Source organism: Lysinibacillus sp. COL-1 (genome assembly GCF_059814265.1).
On record NZ_JCAWSJ010000004.1, the window covers coordinates 1,622,114 to 1,638,068 of the forward strand.

Consider the following 15,955-nt stretch of genomic DNA (forward strand, 5'->3'; position numbering starts at 1 on the left):
TAAGTGACATTGAAAAAATCGCGCATATTAGTCATACAAAATTTAGTCATTCAGTTTACGCTACGGGGTCGTGTCTTAACAGCTATCCGCGATATTTCACTCGACCTTTACAAGGGAGAAAGCTTAGCCATTGTTGGTGAATCAGGTTCGGGAAAATCGGTGCTGATGAAATCCATTATGGGCTTGCTAGATAAAAATGGCAGCATTCAGCAAGGACGAATCATTTACAATGCACAGGATGTAACTCAGTTTACAACAGAGCAAGAATGGTTGCGTATTCGAGGTAAGGAAATTGCGATGGTAACGCAGGACCCAATGACATCGTTGAATCCGCTCAAAACCATTGGGAAGCAAATTGAGGAATGTGTCGTCATGCATCAAGGCTTAAGAGGCAAGGAAGCCTATGAAGAAACATTAAAGTTGCTAACAGATGTAGGTATTACAGATGTGAAAAAACGCTATAAGCAATACCCACATGAATTTTCGGGAGGCATGCGCCAACGTATTGTCATCGCTATTGCGATTGCCTGTAAACCGAATATTTTAATTTGTGATGAACCAACAACCGCTTTAGATGTGACCATTCAAGCTCAGATATTACAACTATTAAAGAATCTTCAGCAGAAATATGGCTTATCGATTATCTATATTACGCATGATTTAGGCGTTGTTGCAAAGGTGGCTGATCGTATTGCCGTGATGTATGCGGGCGATGTCATTGAGGTCGGGGAAACGCATGAAATTTTCTTTAATAGTAAGCATCCTTATACGTGGGCACTTATTTCCTCCTTACCTCAGCTTGGCTCAAAGGGGGAACAATTATATTCAATTAAGGGCACGCCACCGAATCTTTTTCAGGAAATAAAGGGTGATGCCTTTGCACCACGCAATCCATATGCATTAAAAATTGACTTTGTGGAGCGTCCACCTTTTTTTCAGGTTAGTGACACTCACTATGCGCGCACATGGTTATTAGATCCACTTGCACCAAAAGTAGAGCCGCCAGCCGCTTTACAAGCATTTTTTGTAGAGGGGAGGCAGTATGCTAATGACCGATAAAGAAGTGCTAGTAGAAGTGCAAAATGTATCCGTCGTATTTGGTAAAGGGAAACATAAATTTACAGCGATTGATGATGTCAGCTTTCATATTTTTAAAGGTGAAACATTTGGCATTGTAGGTGAATCAGGATCTGGGAAAACAACGATTGGTCGGGCTATTATGCGCATTAATGAGGTGACAGAAGGACAAATTTTGTATCATGGCAAAAGTATACAGGGCAAAATTTCGAAAGAGTGGGATAGAGAAATTACGCAGAAAATCCAAATGATTTTTCAGGACCCGATGGCCTCCCTCAATGAGCGAGCAAAAGTAGATTATATTATTTCCGAAGGATTATACTCTTCAAAGAAATATAAGGATGAGGCAGACCGTCAGCAAAAGGTTCGCAATGCTTTATTAAATGTAGGCTTGCTGCCAGAGTTCTCTAGCCGCTTTCCTCATGAGTTTTCAGGAGGACAACGGCAGCGTATTGGCATTGCTCGTGCTTTAGTGATGGACCCCGAGTTTATTATTGCAGATGAGCCTATCTCTGCCCTAGATGTGTCCATTCGAGCACAAGTATTGAATTTATTAACTAGTCTGCAACAGCGTAATCATTTAACGTATTTATTTATTGCCCATGATTTATCAATTGTCCGTTTTATTACCGATCGGACAGCGGTCATTTATAAAGGGAAAATGGTTGAGCTGGCAGACACAGAAAAGCTATTTGCCCATCCGCTGCATCCTTATACAAAGGCACTGTTATCTGCAGTACCAGAGCCGAATCCTTATAAGGAACGAGGGAAAATCGTCGAAGTGTATGATCCGTCACAGCATCTTTATGAGGAAAATCCTCCTTCATTTGTTGAAGTAGAGGAAGGTCATTTTATTTTGGCCAATGAAGAGGAACTAACGCATTATCGTACTTCACTGAAAATGGAGGGAAAAACATGATTCGTCCAAAGGCATTGAAAAAAGGTGACACTATTGGTCTTATTAGTGCTTCTGGGGCAACACCACCAGAAAAGCTGCAGCCTGCTATTGCGAGTATTGAGAAGCTAGGGCTCAAGGTGGTCGTTGGGGAGACCTGTCACGCAAGGCATGGTTATTTAGCAGGTGCTGATGATGTGCGGGCGGCAGATGTCCATCGCATGTTTGGTGATCCGACTATTGACGGCATTTTTTGTATACGTGGAGGCTATGGGGCGACGAAGATTTTAGCACAATTAGATTTTGAGCTGATTCGAGCAAATCCTAAAGTATTTGCAGGCTATAGTGATGTGACTGCCTTACATATAGCCTTTCAACAGCTATGTGGCTTTGTTACGTATCATACCCCGATGCCATCCACGGAATTTATTAGACAGGAAATGGACGACTACACATGGCAATCCTTCAGGCAGCAGATTATGGACAATGACAAAACGTCGTTCTACTTAGAAAATCCCTCTAACCAACCCATGTCAACACTTGTCAGCGGGAATGCTACAGGTCAGCTAATTGGTGGTAATTTAACATTGATTACAGCGTCACTTGGCACACCCTATGAAATTGATACAAGAGGTAAAATTCTGTTTTTAGAAGATGTCGATGAAACGCAACAACGGGTCGATCGTATGTTGACACAATTAAAACTGGCGGGGAAGTTCGATGACGCGGCAGGTATTTTGTTAGGAGCATGGACTAATTGTGGGCCTGAAAATCTGCAAAGGCCAGAGCATAGCTTATCACTACACATGATTTTCCAAGAAATACTAGTGCCTCTAGGTAAGCCAATTATAGCCGAAATGGCATGTGGTCATTGCTTACCAACGATGTCGCTGCCTTTAGGAAGAACGATCTCAATGGATGCGGACAACCAGCGAATCCATGTGATTGAGTAGGTATTATATGGAGCAGATTATTGAAAAAATGGTTCAGGAATCCCCTTACAACGTACATCTATTTGTTCATAATCTCACAACCAATCAATTGCTTACGAGTCATCAGCTAGAGACTGCATTTTCTAGTGCCAGTGTCATAAAAGTTCCAATTCTAATAGCCTTGCTCTCATATATAGAGCATAACAAATTATCACTTGATACTACGCTGCCGATTTCACCAGACGATTGGGTGGGTTTTAGCGTGATAAGTGAGCAACGGCTTACCCAAAGCACTTTATATGACCTTCTTGTATGGATGATTATTACGAGTGATAATACAGCTACGAATGTCTTAATTGATGAAGTAGGGATGAGCTTTTTGAATGACTATTTTCGGCATATTGGGTTACAGGACACGGTGTTACAGCGAAAAATGATGGATGTAGAACGGCTAGCTCAGGGCATAGACAATCGCACGTCAGCACGGGATATGGCGCATCTTTTTACGCGTATCTATCGGCAAGAGCTACTAACAGCCCCTTACAGTCAACTGGTCATTGATATCTTAAGCCGTCAGCGTGTGCACGACTCCTTAAAGCGTTATCTTGTGGAGGATGTGAAGCTGGCACATAAAACAGGCGGGCTTGATACGGTCGATCATGATGTCGGGATTGTTTATAGTAGCACAATCGATTATAGTATCGGTGTTTTTATGACAAACGTGATGGATAATGAGCAGGCTCGCCAACTAATCGGTCGTCTATCAAAGGTTGTTTATGCGCAGTTGGTGGAGGGAAAGGAGGGACACAGTTGAAGGCTATCGTGACAGCAATGGTTGCCAATTTACAGGCCAAGCCAGATGCAGCTTCTGAATTAGTCGATGAGGTACTTTATGGGATGACAGTAGATATTGTCAAAGAGGTGAATGAAGCTTGGGTATATGTCCAAACAGCCTATCGCTATGAAGGCTATTGTCAGAAGACAGATTTACTGTTAGATGCAGCAATCGCCTCCACGTGGCAACGGGAAGCACAGCATGTCATTCGTCAAAGCTTTGCAGATGTTTTGCAGCAACCACGTATCCAAAGTACCAAACGACTCACGCTTGTAAAGGGCTCGTTCGTCAAAGTCATGTCTTTAAAGGATGTACCAGAAGAATGGTCGGCCATTCAACTCGTATCGGGACAAACAGGATATGTTCGGACAAAATGGCTGCAGCCGAAAATTTCAGTTCAGGCATTATCGGAGGCACAGTTTCGAGAAAACGTTGTGGAAACGGCACTTAGCTATTTAACAGCACCCTATCGATGGGGTGGTAAATCGCCTTTAGGGATTGATTGCTCTGGCTTATGTTCAATGGCCTATCTGTTCAATGGCGTTTATATTTTTCGAGATGCCAAAATAGTAGAGGGCTTTCCGATTGTCAAAATAGACCAAGACCAGATGCAAAAGGGTGATTTAATCTATTTCCCTGGTCATATTGCTTTATATATGGGCGATCAGCTTTATATCCACTCATCACTAGGAGGCAATGAAGTGACCATTAATAGTCTAGATGAAAAACATCCGCTCTTTCGACAGGATTTAGCTACGACGATAGTAGCAGTAGGTACTTTTTTTCAGGAGAAGCCAAATATTTAGGCTTCTCTTTGAGTTTTTATAAGAGAAAAATCGATGGCATGTCTGTCCAATCAACAATGAGATTTAAGTCGATCCAGTTTTTTTAAGGACATCCCAATTTTGGTGATAACTAATGTACTAACATTCACAAGCAGTAACGCTATTAGCTGCCACACACCGATAAAAAAAGTAATCATACATAAATCAAAGGCTGCTTCACCTGGGGGCATGTCTGGATAGGGCTCTAATTGCCAATAATGCAACACAAAATAACAGGCTAAAGCTGTTCCTTGACCGACATAGATAAAGATCCAATGGATAGAGGATGCTATTTTGAGTCGACAACACCAAAGCGCTAAATTTAGCAAAAGGATAAGTAGCGGAAACAGCAACAGTTGAAACATACTTTCAGCTATGGTCGTAATGAAAAATAGGTTATAGCTTAGCTGAATGACTGGCAAAAGGATTAAGTTGACGGTGATAACACTGAGCAGTTGTATGCGCGTCATGATATGTCTACCCTTTCCGTATTTTTACATAAAGACGTTTTGACAAAAGAAAGGGTTTCGTCCACTATAAGAAACCCTCCATACGCTTGTTTGTTGGCTGAGTACGGAGGGTTTTGGATTAATAATGATAGATATTAAGTTGTTGGCCTGCTTCAAGGCGATCTGATCGCAGTTGATTCCATTGTTTAATCGATGTCACCTTTACATTATAGACCTCTGCAATCTTCATAAGTGAATCCCCATCAGCCACCGTAATCGTTTTCTTATCTTTCACAGGGGTGTCATATTGTTGTAGATCATATTTTGCAATTAGTGCATTTAATTTTTCACTGTATGATGAATCAGTAGCATAGGAGCCTGTTAAAAACGCCGTCGCATCTGTATAGACCTTTGTGTTGCTTTTGAAAACGCCCGCGTAAAAATCCTTGTTCCATGAAACGCCATTACGCATTAACTTTACATAATCTTGCATGGATGCCTCATAGGAAGGGTATTTGCGGAAGGCAGCCATGATTGTGGAAAGATTACCTGAACCATCATCCTCTGATGTTTCGAGTGTTACGGAATCATTTTGGTAGCTGCCTTTCATGCCAAATAAATTATAATTGGGTGCAGAACCTAGTCCACTTTGACCATGCTCACTTTCTAGAATCGCTTGGGCAATCATGACGGATGCGTATAGGTCATTATCAGCACCAAGGTCCCGAGCAGTTTCGGCGATTTCACCAATAAACTCCTCCACACTTGGGCCATTATCAATGACGACAGGCTCTTCTCTGTCAGTCGTATTCAATAACTGTGTTACCATATAAAACGAAATACAAATAACAACAATGGTAATCATAAGTCCTTTAAAAAAGTTTAGCACGTATTTCATTGTAGCTGGATGTTGGTCGTGACCACATCTCCCTCCCTTCTATTAAAAGTTTAGCTATCTCCCATTATTACAGAGAGTTTAAAAGAAATAAAGAGCAGTCTAAATAAATAGATTTCATCATTAATAGAACGCTACCAGTGCTAATTAGTTCCTCGTTATTGCTCACTTATACTTTAAAATTTTGGGACATAAATTGTTTGAATCTCTCAAAATATTGCTCGGAGGCTTCCCATTGTCTAGTGTTCATATAAGATAGCTCTTGAAGACCATAATAATGAGGAGGCTGATAATAACGGGAAACATAGGATTGATTTTCAAGTGTATAAAAATAATACGCTTCGTCAGGCGTCTGAATTTCAATGCGAGCATGTATCCTATCACCATCCTCATCCAGATAGGCTTGACGGAAACTATAGCATTTGGAACCATCCCAGAAACCATCATGGTCTTCTTCTAATTCTTGGATTGCTGACTGCTGGAAAATTTGTCGTACATATTGTATCTCGATAGTATGCAAGTAAAGCTCTGCTACATTGATGCACGTTAAAAGCATGAGCCAGTGATCGTGAATATCCACTAAATGCGCCTGCGATGATTCTGTAATATCCCACCATTCAGCTTCTTCCTCTAGTGTTTTTCTCAAGAGGGAGACGGATTGATCCTCATTAAGCCAAATAAAATAGTGATACTGAGAAGTCTTCATATAAACACTATCATTGCGTTTGTCCCCATCAGCATCGGTATGTGCGCACTGGATCATGAAATAAACATCCTGTTCCGTCAAATCAAAAGAAGGCTTGTCTGGTGTCATCAAAATACATGTAGTCAGTTTCAGTATGTTTTCCGCATTAATCGAATGGTGCGTGAAATAAACAGAAGATGCTATCGTCCTTTGAGGAACACTTGTAAAATGAGTGAGTGCGGAACGTCCTTCTTTAAAAATTTGCACCAGTGAAGCGAATGAAAAGCCGACCTCATCTTCATCTTCATCCTCGTCTAAAAATACTTCATCGATTAATATGTCCTGAATACGAATGGGGAGTTCTTGAAAAATACCGTCTCCGTGCCAAATATTTACGATACACTGAAGCGACCTCTGGCCATTTACATTGATGCGATACTCGTCATCCTGAACTAATGTTGCTGCTTGAAGATTGCCGTTAACAATAGCTTCTCCATGATTGTATGAGCCACATAAAATATTCTCGACCGTCAGATTTCCATGTACATAGATTTCCTGACCACCGACCGCTATATTTTTAGCCATTAAATTGCCCATCACCATCAGCCCAATTGCACCATCTGTTTCTAAATTGTATAGGTTGTCAACGGTTAAATGGCCATTGATGAAAATAAGAATGGTTTTATCTTGCTGTGGAAAAGGCATACCCCAATCCAAATCAAGAGAGGGAAGTGTCAAATCGCCCTCATAGTACGCTACTAGATCATCCTCACTAAAATCCTTGTAAAACTTTGCCCACCAAGAGTCTGCTGGAAATCTATCAGCTAGTTGGGAAATCGCCATGAATTGATAGACATTGTGCATACGTCACGACCTCTCTATTGCTTTTTTTTATCTTCTCACAGTGAGTAATTGACAGTCAATTTCATAGATTGGTAGAGACAAGCACAATTTAATAGAAAATGGTATTATGAACCTTTAAAATGATTAGTTGAAAGGAAGTTTTGATTGAATACGATTTTTAGTGTTACACAAAAACAACTATACGATTTTCTACTGAATGTAGCGACGATACGACCTGTCTTTATTTGGGGAGCACCTGGCATAGGGAAATCAGCGATTGTTGAAAATTTTGCTAGCGAATTAGGCTTGCCCTGTGTTTCGTTATTGGGCAGTCAGCTAGCACCCGAGGATATCATTGGAGTTCCGCAAATTAAGGATGGCTACAGTGTTTTTTGTCCACCCAAAATGATTGCGCGCAATGAGCCTTATTGCCTTTTTTTAGATGAATTAAATGCTTGCTCACAGGAAGTACAAAAAGCTTTTTATAGTCTCATTCATGAACGCAGAATTGGAGAGTTTACGTTGCCAGAGGGCACGATTGTCATTGGCGCAGGCAATCGTGCTCAGGATAATGCGATTGTTAAACCGATGTCCTCAGCATTAATCAATCGTATGGTCCATGTTCAGCTAAGGGCATCGCACAAAGATTGGCTTGAATGGGCCTATGCACATGAAATACATCCCTATGTGATTGAGTATATTCAAATGCGTCCCGACCATTTATGGAGCGAACCGCCGAAAACAGAGGAACCATTCTCTACACCACGTTCATGGCATATGCTAAGTGATTGCTTGTATGCATACGGCAATAGCTTGCCAGAACAAACAATCGATCTATTAGCAAGCAGCTGCCTATCTGCACATATTGCCAGTCAATTTAAAGCCTTTATCAAACAAGTGCAAAGTAAATATGATCTAGCCAAAATTATCAATGGTGAATTGCGTTGGCCAGATCAACCGGAAGAAAGAGATTTGCTTTATTTCATGGCGCAATCCTTCCGTGCGCAGTTACTGAAGGAGCTTCCAAACGAGCATACGACATTGAAGGGGAATCAACGACAATTAGCCTTTCGTGCCAAAGATTTGATCAAGGACTTAGCGTCCATTAGCTTAGAAATTGCACAGATGGTTGTGTCAGAGCAAAAGGGTGAAGCTTTACCCGCTTGGTTTATGCTGGAGGTTATTCGGGATTTACCACGTTTAGTAGCCAAAAAGGACGGTTAACATATGGCCAAAAAAAAGAAAGCATCACAGCAGGAGCAGAAAAATGAGAAAGCGATCGCGCGTGGGCATGAGATTGTCAGTACACATCCCTTGTTCGAGGCGTTATGTCATGCTGTGTACATGCAATATGAAAGTATGTCACAAAAGGATTGGGCTTACGTCACAAGCGCGGGTGTCATCTGTGTTAATCAAGATAAAAAAGGACAGCCCAACGAATGGGCCTATGTCATAGCGCATTGTTTGCTACACCTTGGCTTACATCATCATCAACCAAAAGAGCAGCAGGAACTGTGGAATATCGCCTGTGACTGCTATATTACAAAGTTTTTAGCAGAGCTAAAATTTGGTCAAGCACCTAAAGAAATGAGTAATCCGCTTTTTGAAGCTTTTAGCTCGGAGGAAAAATTGTATGACAGATTTTTACGCGAAGGTGTGCCAGACGATTTGAAAGGCTATAGTACAATGCCAGGACAAGTGGATTTTATTATTTCACAAAATAAAACGAATGTTCTTTATAGAGGAGCTAGCAATTACGCTGCGTTATTTGCAGAAGGTTTATCGAAAGCAGTGCAAAGCGCCATTCGTGTAGCAGGTGGGGTAGAAACCACATTTGGAGGAACAACGAGGGTAACACAAGCACAACGCGCAAAGGCTTGGTTTATGAGCTCATATCCCTTATTCGGTGCTTTAGCTGCGGATTTTACGATAATTGAAGACCCACTTGTTTGTACAAGAATGGATATCTCTGTTGCCGCCATCGCAGTGGAAACGAAGGAGATTTATTTGAATACGGCTGTAGGGATGACCGATGAGGAAATGCGCTTTTTAATGGCACACGAACTGCTGCATGCGGGATTAAGCCATGCTACGCGCAGACAAGGACGTGATCCCTATCTATGGAATGTTGCTTGTGATTATGTCATCAATGGCTGGCTCATCGATATGAAAATTGGCGAGATGCCAGCATTTGGTGGGCTATATGATCCAGCCTTAAAAGGGCTCTCGGCAGAATCTATTTATGATCGCATTGTTACGGATATCAGGATGTATCGCAAATTAAGAACCTTTCGAGGGCAAGGCACAGTAGATATGATTGAAACGAACCCACCAGACTTTTGGGAAGGTAAGGCAGGTGTGGATTTGGATGCTTTTTATAGAAGAGCATTGAGTCAAGGATTAAGCTATCATATGGCACAGGAGAGAGGATACTTACCACAAGGACTCATTGAGGAAATTCGTAGTCTAGCACAGCCACCTATTGCTTGGGATGTGGCCTTAGCCAAATGGTTTGATCGGATGTTTCAACCGATAGAGAAAGTGAGAACATATGCCCGTCCAAGTAGAAGGCAAGCATCGACACCTGATATAGCTAGACCAAGATGGGTTCATCAAAGCGGAGAGGAAGATGGGCGTACTTTCGCAGTCCTTATTGATACCTCAGGCTCTATGGATCGTCTCTTACTAGGAAAAGCACTCGGCACAATCGCGAGCTATAGTATTGCCAGAGATGTTCCCCTTGTACGAGTGATATTTTGTGATGCCGTTGCCTATGATGCAGGCTATCTAGCACCTGAAGAGCTATTGTCTAAAGTGAAAGTAAGAGGCAGAGGAGGCACGGTGCTACAGCCTGGTGTCCGTTTACTAGAAGAAGCGCAGGATTTTCCAAAGGATGGTCCTATCCTTATTATTACGGATGGTCAATGTGATCGTTTAACCATAAAAAGAGAGCACGCCTTCGTATTGCCACAAGGGGCCAAGCTACCGTTTGTGCCAAAAGGCGAAGTATTTAGAATGAAATAGCCAAACCTACCTGCACATGTTTGAAAGAACTGTTGTTGGTGAAATATAGAAGTGAACTTATTCTCATTTCATTCGCAAATTTAAAAGGAGATGACAGATGATTACATTTGACAATGTCTCAAAAAAATATGATAACGACCATACAGCTGTCAAAGCTCTAAATGTCGAAATTAAAAAGGGTGAATTTTTTGTCATTATCGGCCCTAGTGGATGTGGCAAAACTACTTTATTGAAGATGATTAATCGATTAATTCCATTAACAGAAGGAACGATTTGGATCAATGGTAAAAGAATCAGTGACTATAATATCCATGAGTTACGTTGGAGTATCGGTTATGTATTACAGCAGATCGCCCTGTTTCCACATATGACGATTGAAGAAAATATTGCGATTGTGCCAGAATTGAAACATTGGCATAAAACAAAAATTCAAAAGCGTGTGGAGGAACTGCTGGAGATGGTTGGGCTTGAACCAGAAAAATATCGCCAGCGTAAGCCACAGGAGTTATCAGGTGGCGAACAACAAAGAGTGGGCGTTATTCGTGCCTTAGCGGCTGACCCATCGATTATCTTAATGGATGAGCCGTTCAGTGCCTTAGACCCCATCAGTCGTACAAAACTCCAGGATGATTTACTGGAGATGCAACGTACGATAAGGAAAACCATTGTATTTGTCTCACATGATATGCAGGAGGCACTGAAGTTAGGGGATCGCCTCTGTATTATGAAAGATGGCGAAATTGTCCAAATAGGTACGCCACAAGAATTGATACAAAACCCTGCCAATGACTTTGTACAACAGTTTATTGGTAGCAAGCATCAGGTAGAGCATGCGTTTACTATCCATGCCATCATGCAACCAATCATGACAACAAGCGAGTTCCAGGATACGATACTTGTGGATGCTTCACTTGCGACAATTTTTGACAAGCTAGCCCAGCATGACTTATTAGGTGTCGAGGAGGATGGCAAGCTCATCGGTATGGTGACAAGAGCCTCTATGCTGCACTATTTAGCAAAGGATTCAAAGGAAAGAGGTCTTGCGCATGACTAATGTGATGGAGATGTTTCAAGAACGGAAGGCACAACTGCTAGCGGCATTGCTAGAACATATCCAACTATCCTTCATCGCTTTATTTTTTGCTGTTCTCATTGCCATTCCTCTAGGTATCTATTTAACCAATAAAAAGAAAATAGCTGAAAGTATCATCGGCATCAGTGCCGTTTTGCAAACGATTCCTTCTTTAGCTTTACTGGGCTTATTAATACCTCTATTTGGTATTGGGAAAGTTCCCGCCATTATTGCGTTAGTCGTCTATGCGCTATTGCCTATTTTGCGAAACACCTATACGGGCATTAATGAAGTCGATCCATCATTAAAGGAAGCGGCATTAGCCATGGGGATGAATAGAACGAAGCGTTTATTGAAAGTAGAATTACCACTGGCCATGCCTGTCATGATGGCAGGTATTCGAACAGCGATGGTGTTAATTGTGGGGACCGCCACATTAGCTGCTTTAATTGGAGCTGGAGGATTAGGAGACATCATTTTACTTGGAATTGACCGTAATAATACAGCCCTCATTTTAATAGGAGCTATACCGGCAGCCATGTTAGCATTGATTTTTGATGTGTTGCTCAAAAAATTAGAATCCCTGTCCTTTAAAAAAACATTGACTACATTGAGTCTCGTTAGTTTGACGGCATTCATCATTATTTTCTTCCCGCTATTTAGTAATAAACCACAAGATGAAATCGTGATAGCAGGAAAGCTAGGCTCTGAACCTGAGATACTCATCAATATGTATAAATTATTGATTGAACAGGAAACGGACTTAACTGTGCAGCTAAAGCCAGGGCTTGGTAAAACCTCGTTTGTATTCAATGCGTTAAAATCGGGGAGTATTGATATTTACCCTGAATTTACGGGCACAGCTATTACGGAATTTTTAAAAGAGGAAGCGATCAATCATAACCAAGAGGATGTCTACCATCAGGCAAAAGATGGCATGCTGGCGCAATTTGATATGGTCATGCTAAGCCCCATGAACTATAACAATACGTATGCATTGGCCGTATCACAGGATTTGGCGGAGACGTATCAATTGCAAAAAATTTCTGATCTGCAAGCGATAGAGCAGAAGGTGAAGGCAGGCTTTACATTAGAATTTAATGACCGTGAAGATGGCTATGTTGGCATTCAAAAACGTTATGGGATTGTGTTTCCAACACTTGCAACGATGGAGCCAAAGCTTCGCTATCAGGCGATACAATCGGGCGATATCAATTTACTGGATGCCTATTCAACGGATAGTGAAATTCGTCAATACAAGCTACATGTATTGGAGGACGATCAAGCATTGTTTCCACCCTATCAAGGAGCACCATTGCTAAGAAAAGAAACGCTAACAAACTATCCAGAGATTGAAAAGGCATTAAATCAACTAGCAAACCACATTACAGACGATGAAATGCGAGAAATGAATTATCAAGTAAATGTGGAAGGAAAGCTCGCAGCAGACGTAGCAAAAGCATTTTTAGTAGAGACAGGATTATTAAAATAAAAGCCAGGCCCTCTAGCATTAGAGGGTTTTATTTTTATCGATAATTATTGATAGGGATAAAAAAGGAAGGAAAGGGGATGCTGATTTTTGGCTTGACGATGCTTGTGATTCTTTTGGTAGGAACAATGAAGGTATCAGAACAATTAGTAGCCAAGGGGAGTGTGGCGGCTTCTATTCATTTTAAAGGGTTGGAAATGCTGTTGTCCGATTAGGTAGGCAAGGATATGCATTATGCAAAAAAGATGTCATGACCCTTTTATTTACTGCTACAATATACATAGCTATTGTCTTATTGATTATTGTCTAATTTACAAAAGGTATCCTATTTTCGTTAGCTAATAGTGAAAAAATAGCAAGAATTGCATACTGTGTGATCGTGTTGAGCTTGATAGCTAATGCATTCCATACCTATTTCCCCTATCTGATGATGCAACAGCTTAGGAAGTGAGAACATAACCATAATGATTCGCTTAGATTGTATGCAAGCGGATCGTAAAATGCAGCTAGGTGATGGTCAATCTCTCTAATTTAAAAACGGGTAAGGTAATGCGGTTTGTAAAGCGCAATCTATTGGAGTATGTAGAGGAAGAAGATGACAGATAGAAGTGAACTAGAAAGGATCTTCAAGAATGATGGTTTTTAGTTTTTTATTGATCGCCATTGTAGCAGAGGTTTTTGCAAGCTCCATGCTAAAGCGCACAGAAGGTTTCACGCGCATTTGGCCATCTGTTGGTGTGGTGGTTGGCTACGCAGCGGCATTTTATTGTTTAGCCTTGACATTACAGGTTATCCCTATCGGCACAGCCTATGCCATATGGGCAGGTTTAGGGACAGCGTTAACGGCTATTGTCGGGGTTGTCCTTTATAAGGAACGATTTAATCGCAAGAAGGTCATAGGGATACTATGTATTATTTTGGGTGTCGTAGTACTCAATCTTGCAGGTGGACATTAGGAGGCTGAACAGCATGAAGGGCTATTTATTTTTAACATTATCGATTATAAGTGAGGTTTTTGCGACAACTATGCTCAAGCTTTCTGAAGGCTTCACCGTGCTGGGTCCCTCTTTAGCGGTGGCACTTGGCTATGGCATTTCATTTTATAGCTTATCCTTATGCCTAAAAACATTGCCATTAAGCCTAGCCTACGCTATTTGGTCAGGTGTTGGGACAGCTTTAACCGTTCTCGTAGGTATGATTATTTGGCACGACATGTTTAATCTCTACTCGGCACTTGGCATAGCCCTCATCATTGGCGGCGTGATTTTGTTAAATCAAGGGGATAAACGTGACAAGGTGATGGATAGTTTGCAGGAGTAGATGGATAGAGTTGCGAAAGTGATGGATTGTAGAAAAAGAAGGATAGAGTTGCAAAAAAGGTGGATAGAACAGCAAAAGCGGTGGATAGAAATACAAAAGCAACGGATAGAACAACAAAAGTGATGGATAGAGTTATCAAAGTACTGGATAGCAGGAAAAGAAGGATAGAGTTGCAAAAAAGGTGGATAGAACAGCGAAAGCGGTGGATAGAAATGCAAAAGCAACGGATAGAACAGTAAAAGCAGAGGATAACATGCTGTATAGAAGTACGATAGCGTTGGATTAGTTCAAAGGGGGAAAGTAGGATGTTGAAAGCGATTATTTTTGATTTTGATGGTACGATTATTGATACAGAAACCGCGTGGTATACCGTTTTCAAGGAGGCCTATGCTCATTATGGTGTTGCGTTATCGTTGGAAATGTATGCAAAATGCCTTGGTACAAATCTTCAAGCCTTTAATCCTTATACATATCTTGTTACACATCATCACATCAAATTAGATGTGGAGGCATTTCGAGCATCTATTCAACAAAGTCATGCACAATTAATGGAAAAGGAAACGCTCAGACCGGGTATATTAACACTGCTGCAGCAAGCAAAGGAAGCGGGTTTACAAATTGGTCTTGCTAGTAGCTCGAGTCGTCAATGGATTGATCAGTATGTTGATAAGCTTGGCATTCAAGATTTTTTTGATTGCTATTGTACCGCGGACACCGTGACAAATGTTAAGCCTGATCCAGAGCTATACTTGCAGGCGCTTAAACAATTAGGTGTAAAGGGCAAGGAAGCGATAGCGATTGAGGATTCACCGAATGGCGCACAAGCAGCTGTGGCGGCGGGCCTTTATACAGTGGTTATCCCAAATGCTATTACGACGCAATTACCATTCGGCACAGGGCATCATACAATGGATACATTAGAACCGAATAATGTGCAAGAACTGCTGACATGTTTCTCTCAATGATCTCATGAAGAAAGCCTCTCCATTCTATGGTAGAGGTTTTTTTAGTTTCTGTGTGAAAAAGTCGTCATATTTTTTGTCGCTACATATTATAACGAGAGGGCAACTTACATGGACCAACAGACATATTCAAACTAGAGAGGGGGCTACAATTTGAACAGTGAGAAGAAAAGAAATCACTTTTTATGCGAAGCTTTAAGTGATTTGAAGGATCTTCAGGATATTATGATGAATTTTCATTCTAAATATTTCGGTCAGCTACTTGTCAAAATAGTCGGTAGTGATACGATTCCATTTTTTTTAATTACACATAGTGGCGCTCATTTAAGGTTAATGGATACAGTGAAACAATTTGAAACGGAGTATTTCCGTATCGAGGCGATTGATAAAGAGCGTTGCCGTGGCACAGTGTCGTTGTTGCGCGCTTTTGATTATGAAGGAAATGATACTAATTCGATTGCTGACGTGGTGAGGTTAGAAAAAACAAGTACGCACAAATCGATTGAACTTAGTGGGATATCGGCGATTCAGCTCTTAAAGCCAGACATGTTGAAGGGGAAATTTATCATTGAGCCTAAATGGTAGCGCCATATTAAACTACTAAAGCTAGAGCATCTGTCTATATGTGAGGGATACAAAGTGAATGTAATAGA

The 15,955-nt window shown here is 41.2% G+C and carries 17 protein-coding genes; 14 read left to right on the forward strand and 3 right to left on the reverse strand.

Translation table 11 applies throughout. From position 1 onward, the window contains the following. Nucleotides 1-3: 3 nt before the first annotated feature. The 5 genes from AC6BKE_RS16170 to AC6BKE_RS16190 are packed head-to-tail and all read left to right on the forward strand — an operon-like array spanning nucleotide 4 to nucleotide 4,545. Nucleotides 4-1,059: an ABC transporter ATP-binding protein gene (locus AC6BKE_RS16170; RefSeq protein ID WP_499857271.1), complete on the forward strand. Its 1,056-nt coding sequence runs from the start codon at nucleotides 4-6 to the stop codon at nucleotides 1,057-1,059. Continuing rightward, entirely contained in the window at nucleotides 1,049-1,996 is a 948-nt protein-coding gene (locus AC6BKE_RS16175; protein ID WP_499857273.1) for an ATP-binding cassette domain-containing protein, read from the forward strand. The genes AC6BKE_RS16170 and AC6BKE_RS16175 overlap by 11 nt, the downstream gene beginning before the upstream one ends. Then, nucleotides 1,993-2,925, forward strand: coding sequence for a S66 peptidase family protein (locus AC6BKE_RS16180; protein ID WP_330494048.1), 933 nt, complete (start codon nucleotides 1,993-1,995; stop codon nucleotides 2,923-2,925). Before AC6BKE_RS16175 ends, AC6BKE_RS16180 begins: the two co-directional genes overlap by 4 nt. A gap of 7 nt (nucleotides 2,926-2,932) precedes the next feature. Continuing rightward, entirely contained in the window at nucleotides 2,933-3,718 is a 786-nt protein-coding gene (locus tag AC6BKE_RS16185; protein WP_036116855.1) for a serine hydrolase, read from the forward strand. After that, the gene (locus AC6BKE_RS16190; protein ID WP_058844947.1) at nucleotides 3,715-4,545 is read left to right on the forward strand and encodes a C40 family peptidase; all 831 of its coding nucleotides are present in this window, start codon (nucleotides 3,715-3,717) and stop codon (nucleotides 4,543-4,545) included. Before AC6BKE_RS16185 ends, AC6BKE_RS16190 begins: the two co-directional genes overlap by 4 nt. A gap of 50 nt (nucleotides 4,546-4,595) precedes the next feature. On the opposite strand, the gene AC6BKE_RS16195 is transcribed toward AC6BKE_RS16190, so the two are convergent. The 3 genes from AC6BKE_RS16195 to AC6BKE_RS16205 form a co-directional block, all read right to left on the reverse strand. After that, nucleotides 4,596-5,033 (reverse strand): hypothetical protein, encoded by a 438-nt coding sequence (locus AC6BKE_RS16195; protein WP_058844946.1) that lies wholly within the window; start codon nucleotides 5,031-5,033, stop codon nucleotides 4,596-4,598. Nucleotides 5,034-5,151: 118 nt separating this feature from the next. Then, the gene (locus AC6BKE_RS16200; protein WP_230593731.1) at nucleotides 5,152-5,877 is read right to left on the reverse strand and encodes a glucosaminidase domain-containing protein; all 726 of its coding nucleotides are present in this window, start codon (nucleotides 5,875-5,877) and stop codon (nucleotides 5,152-5,154) included. Between the two features lie 199 nt (nucleotides 5,878-6,076). Then, entirely contained in the window at nucleotides 6,077-7,456 is a 1,380-nt protein-coding gene (locus AC6BKE_RS16205; protein ID WP_499857277.1) for a hypothetical protein, read from the reverse strand. A gap of 144 nt (nucleotides 7,457-7,600) precedes the next feature. On the opposite strand from AC6BKE_RS16205, the gene AC6BKE_RS16210 reads away from it, so the two are divergent. From AC6BKE_RS16210 to AC6BKE_RS16250, 9 genes are all read left to right on the forward strand, one after another. After that, the gene (locus AC6BKE_RS16210) at nucleotides 7,601-8,659 is read left to right on the forward strand and encodes an AAA family ATPase (RefSeq protein ID WP_340810871.1); all 1,059 of its coding nucleotides are present in this window, start codon (nucleotides 7,601-7,603) and stop codon (nucleotides 8,657-8,659) included. 3 nt (nucleotides 8,660-8,662) lie between these two features. Further along, entirely contained in the window at nucleotides 8,663-10,459 is a 1,797-nt protein-coding gene (locus AC6BKE_RS16215) for a vWA domain-containing protein (RefSeq protein ID WP_499857280.1), read from the forward strand. Between the two features lie 97 nt (nucleotides 10,460-10,556). Continuing rightward, nucleotides 10,557-11,513 carry an ABC transporter ATP-binding protein gene (locus AC6BKE_RS16220; protein ID WP_036116868.1) on the forward strand — a complete coding sequence of 319 codons (957 nt, stop codon included), beginning with the start codon at nucleotides 10,557-10,559 and terminating at the stop codon, nucleotides 11,511-11,513. Continuing rightward, nucleotides 11,506-13,023 carry an osmoprotectant update ABC transporter permease/substrate-binding subunit OpuFB gene (opuFB, locus tag AC6BKE_RS16225; protein WP_499857282.1) on the forward strand — a complete coding sequence of 506 codons (1,518 nt, stop codon included), beginning with the start codon at nucleotides 11,506-11,508 and terminating at the stop codon, nucleotides 13,021-13,023. Before AC6BKE_RS16220 ends, opuFB begins: the two co-directional genes overlap by 8 nt. A gap of 77 nt (nucleotides 13,024-13,100) precedes the next feature. Then, entirely contained in the window at nucleotides 13,101-13,235 is a 135-nt protein-coding gene (locus AC6BKE_RS16230; RefSeq protein ID WP_499857284.1) for a hypothetical protein, read from the forward strand. Between the two features lie 417 nt (nucleotides 13,236-13,652). Next, a complete protein-coding gene (locus tag AC6BKE_RS16235) occupies nucleotides 13,653-13,976 on the forward strand; it encodes a DMT family transporter (RefSeq protein WP_499857286.1) in 324 nt (107 codons plus the stop codon). Nucleotides 13,977-13,989: 13 nt separating this feature from the next. Next, entirely contained in the window at nucleotides 13,990-14,340 is a 351-nt protein-coding gene (locus tag AC6BKE_RS16240) for a DMT family transporter (RefSeq protein WP_036116874.1), read from the forward strand. A gap of 305 nt (nucleotides 14,341-14,645) precedes the next feature. Beyond that, complete coding sequence (locus AC6BKE_RS16245) at nucleotides 14,646-15,305, forward strand: HAD family hydrolase (RefSeq protein WP_499857288.1); 660 nt, start codon at nucleotides 14,646-14,648, stop codon at nucleotides 15,303-15,305. Nucleotides 15,306-15,455: 150 nt separating this feature from the next. Next, nucleotides 15,456-15,887, forward strand: a complete 432-nt coding sequence (locus AC6BKE_RS16250) for a hypothetical protein (protein ID WP_036116879.1) — start codon at nucleotides 15,456-15,458, stop codon at nucleotides 15,885-15,887. Nucleotides 15,888-15,955 lie beyond the last annotated feature (68 nt).

What these genes read in the sequence shown, in the direction of transcription:
- AC6BKE_RS16175 (WP_499857273.1), top strand. Translation starts at nt 1,049, where the DNA reads ATGACCGATAAAGAAGTGCTAGTAGAAGTGCAAAATGTATCCGTCGTA.
- AC6BKE_RS16180 (WP_330494048.1), top strand. Translation starts at nt 1,993, where the DNA reads ATGATTCGTCCAAAGGCATTGAAAAAAGGTGACACTATTGGTCTTATT.
- AC6BKE_RS16185 (WP_036116855.1), top strand. Translation starts at nt 2,933, where the DNA reads ATGGAGCAGATTATTGAAAAAATGGTTCAGGAATCCCCTTACAACGTA.
- AC6BKE_RS16195 (WP_058844946.1), bottom strand. Translation starts at nt 5,033, where the DNA reads ATGACGCGCATACAACTGCTCAGTGTTATCACCGTCAACTTAATCCTT.
- AC6BKE_RS16200 (WP_230593731.1), bottom strand. Translation starts at nt 5,877, where the DNA reads ATGATTACCATTGTTGTTATTTGTATTTCGTTTTATATGGTAACACAG.
- AC6BKE_RS16205 (WP_499857277.1), bottom strand. Translation starts at nt 7,456, where the DNA reads ATGCACAATGTCTATCAATTCATGGCGATTTCCCAACTAGCTGATAGA.
- AC6BKE_RS16215 (WP_499857280.1), top strand. Translation starts at nt 8,663, where the DNA reads ATGGCCAAAAAAAAGAAAGCATCACAGCAGGAGCAGAAAAATGAGAAA.
- AC6BKE_RS16220 (WP_036116868.1), top strand. Translation starts at nt 10,557, where the DNA reads ATGATTACATTTGACAATGTCTCAAAAAAATATGATAACGACCATACA.
- opuFB (WP_499857282.1), top strand. Translation starts at nt 11,506, where the DNA reads ATGACTAATGTGATGGAGATGTTTCAAGAACGGAAGGCACAACTGCTA.
- AC6BKE_RS16230 (WP_499857284.1), top strand. Translation starts at nt 13,101, where the DNA reads ATGCTGATTTTTGGCTTGACGATGCTTGTGATTCTTTTGGTAGGAACA.
- AC6BKE_RS16235 (WP_499857286.1), top strand. Translation starts at nt 13,653, where the DNA reads ATGATGGTTTTTAGTTTTTTATTGATCGCCATTGTAGCAGAGGTTTTT.
- AC6BKE_RS16240 (WP_036116874.1), top strand. Translation starts at nt 13,990, where the DNA reads ATGAAGGGCTATTTATTTTTAACATTATCGATTATAAGTGAGGTTTTT.
- AC6BKE_RS16245 (WP_499857288.1), top strand. Translation starts at nt 14,646, where the DNA reads ATGTTGAAAGCGATTATTTTTGATTTTGATGGTACGATTATTGATACA.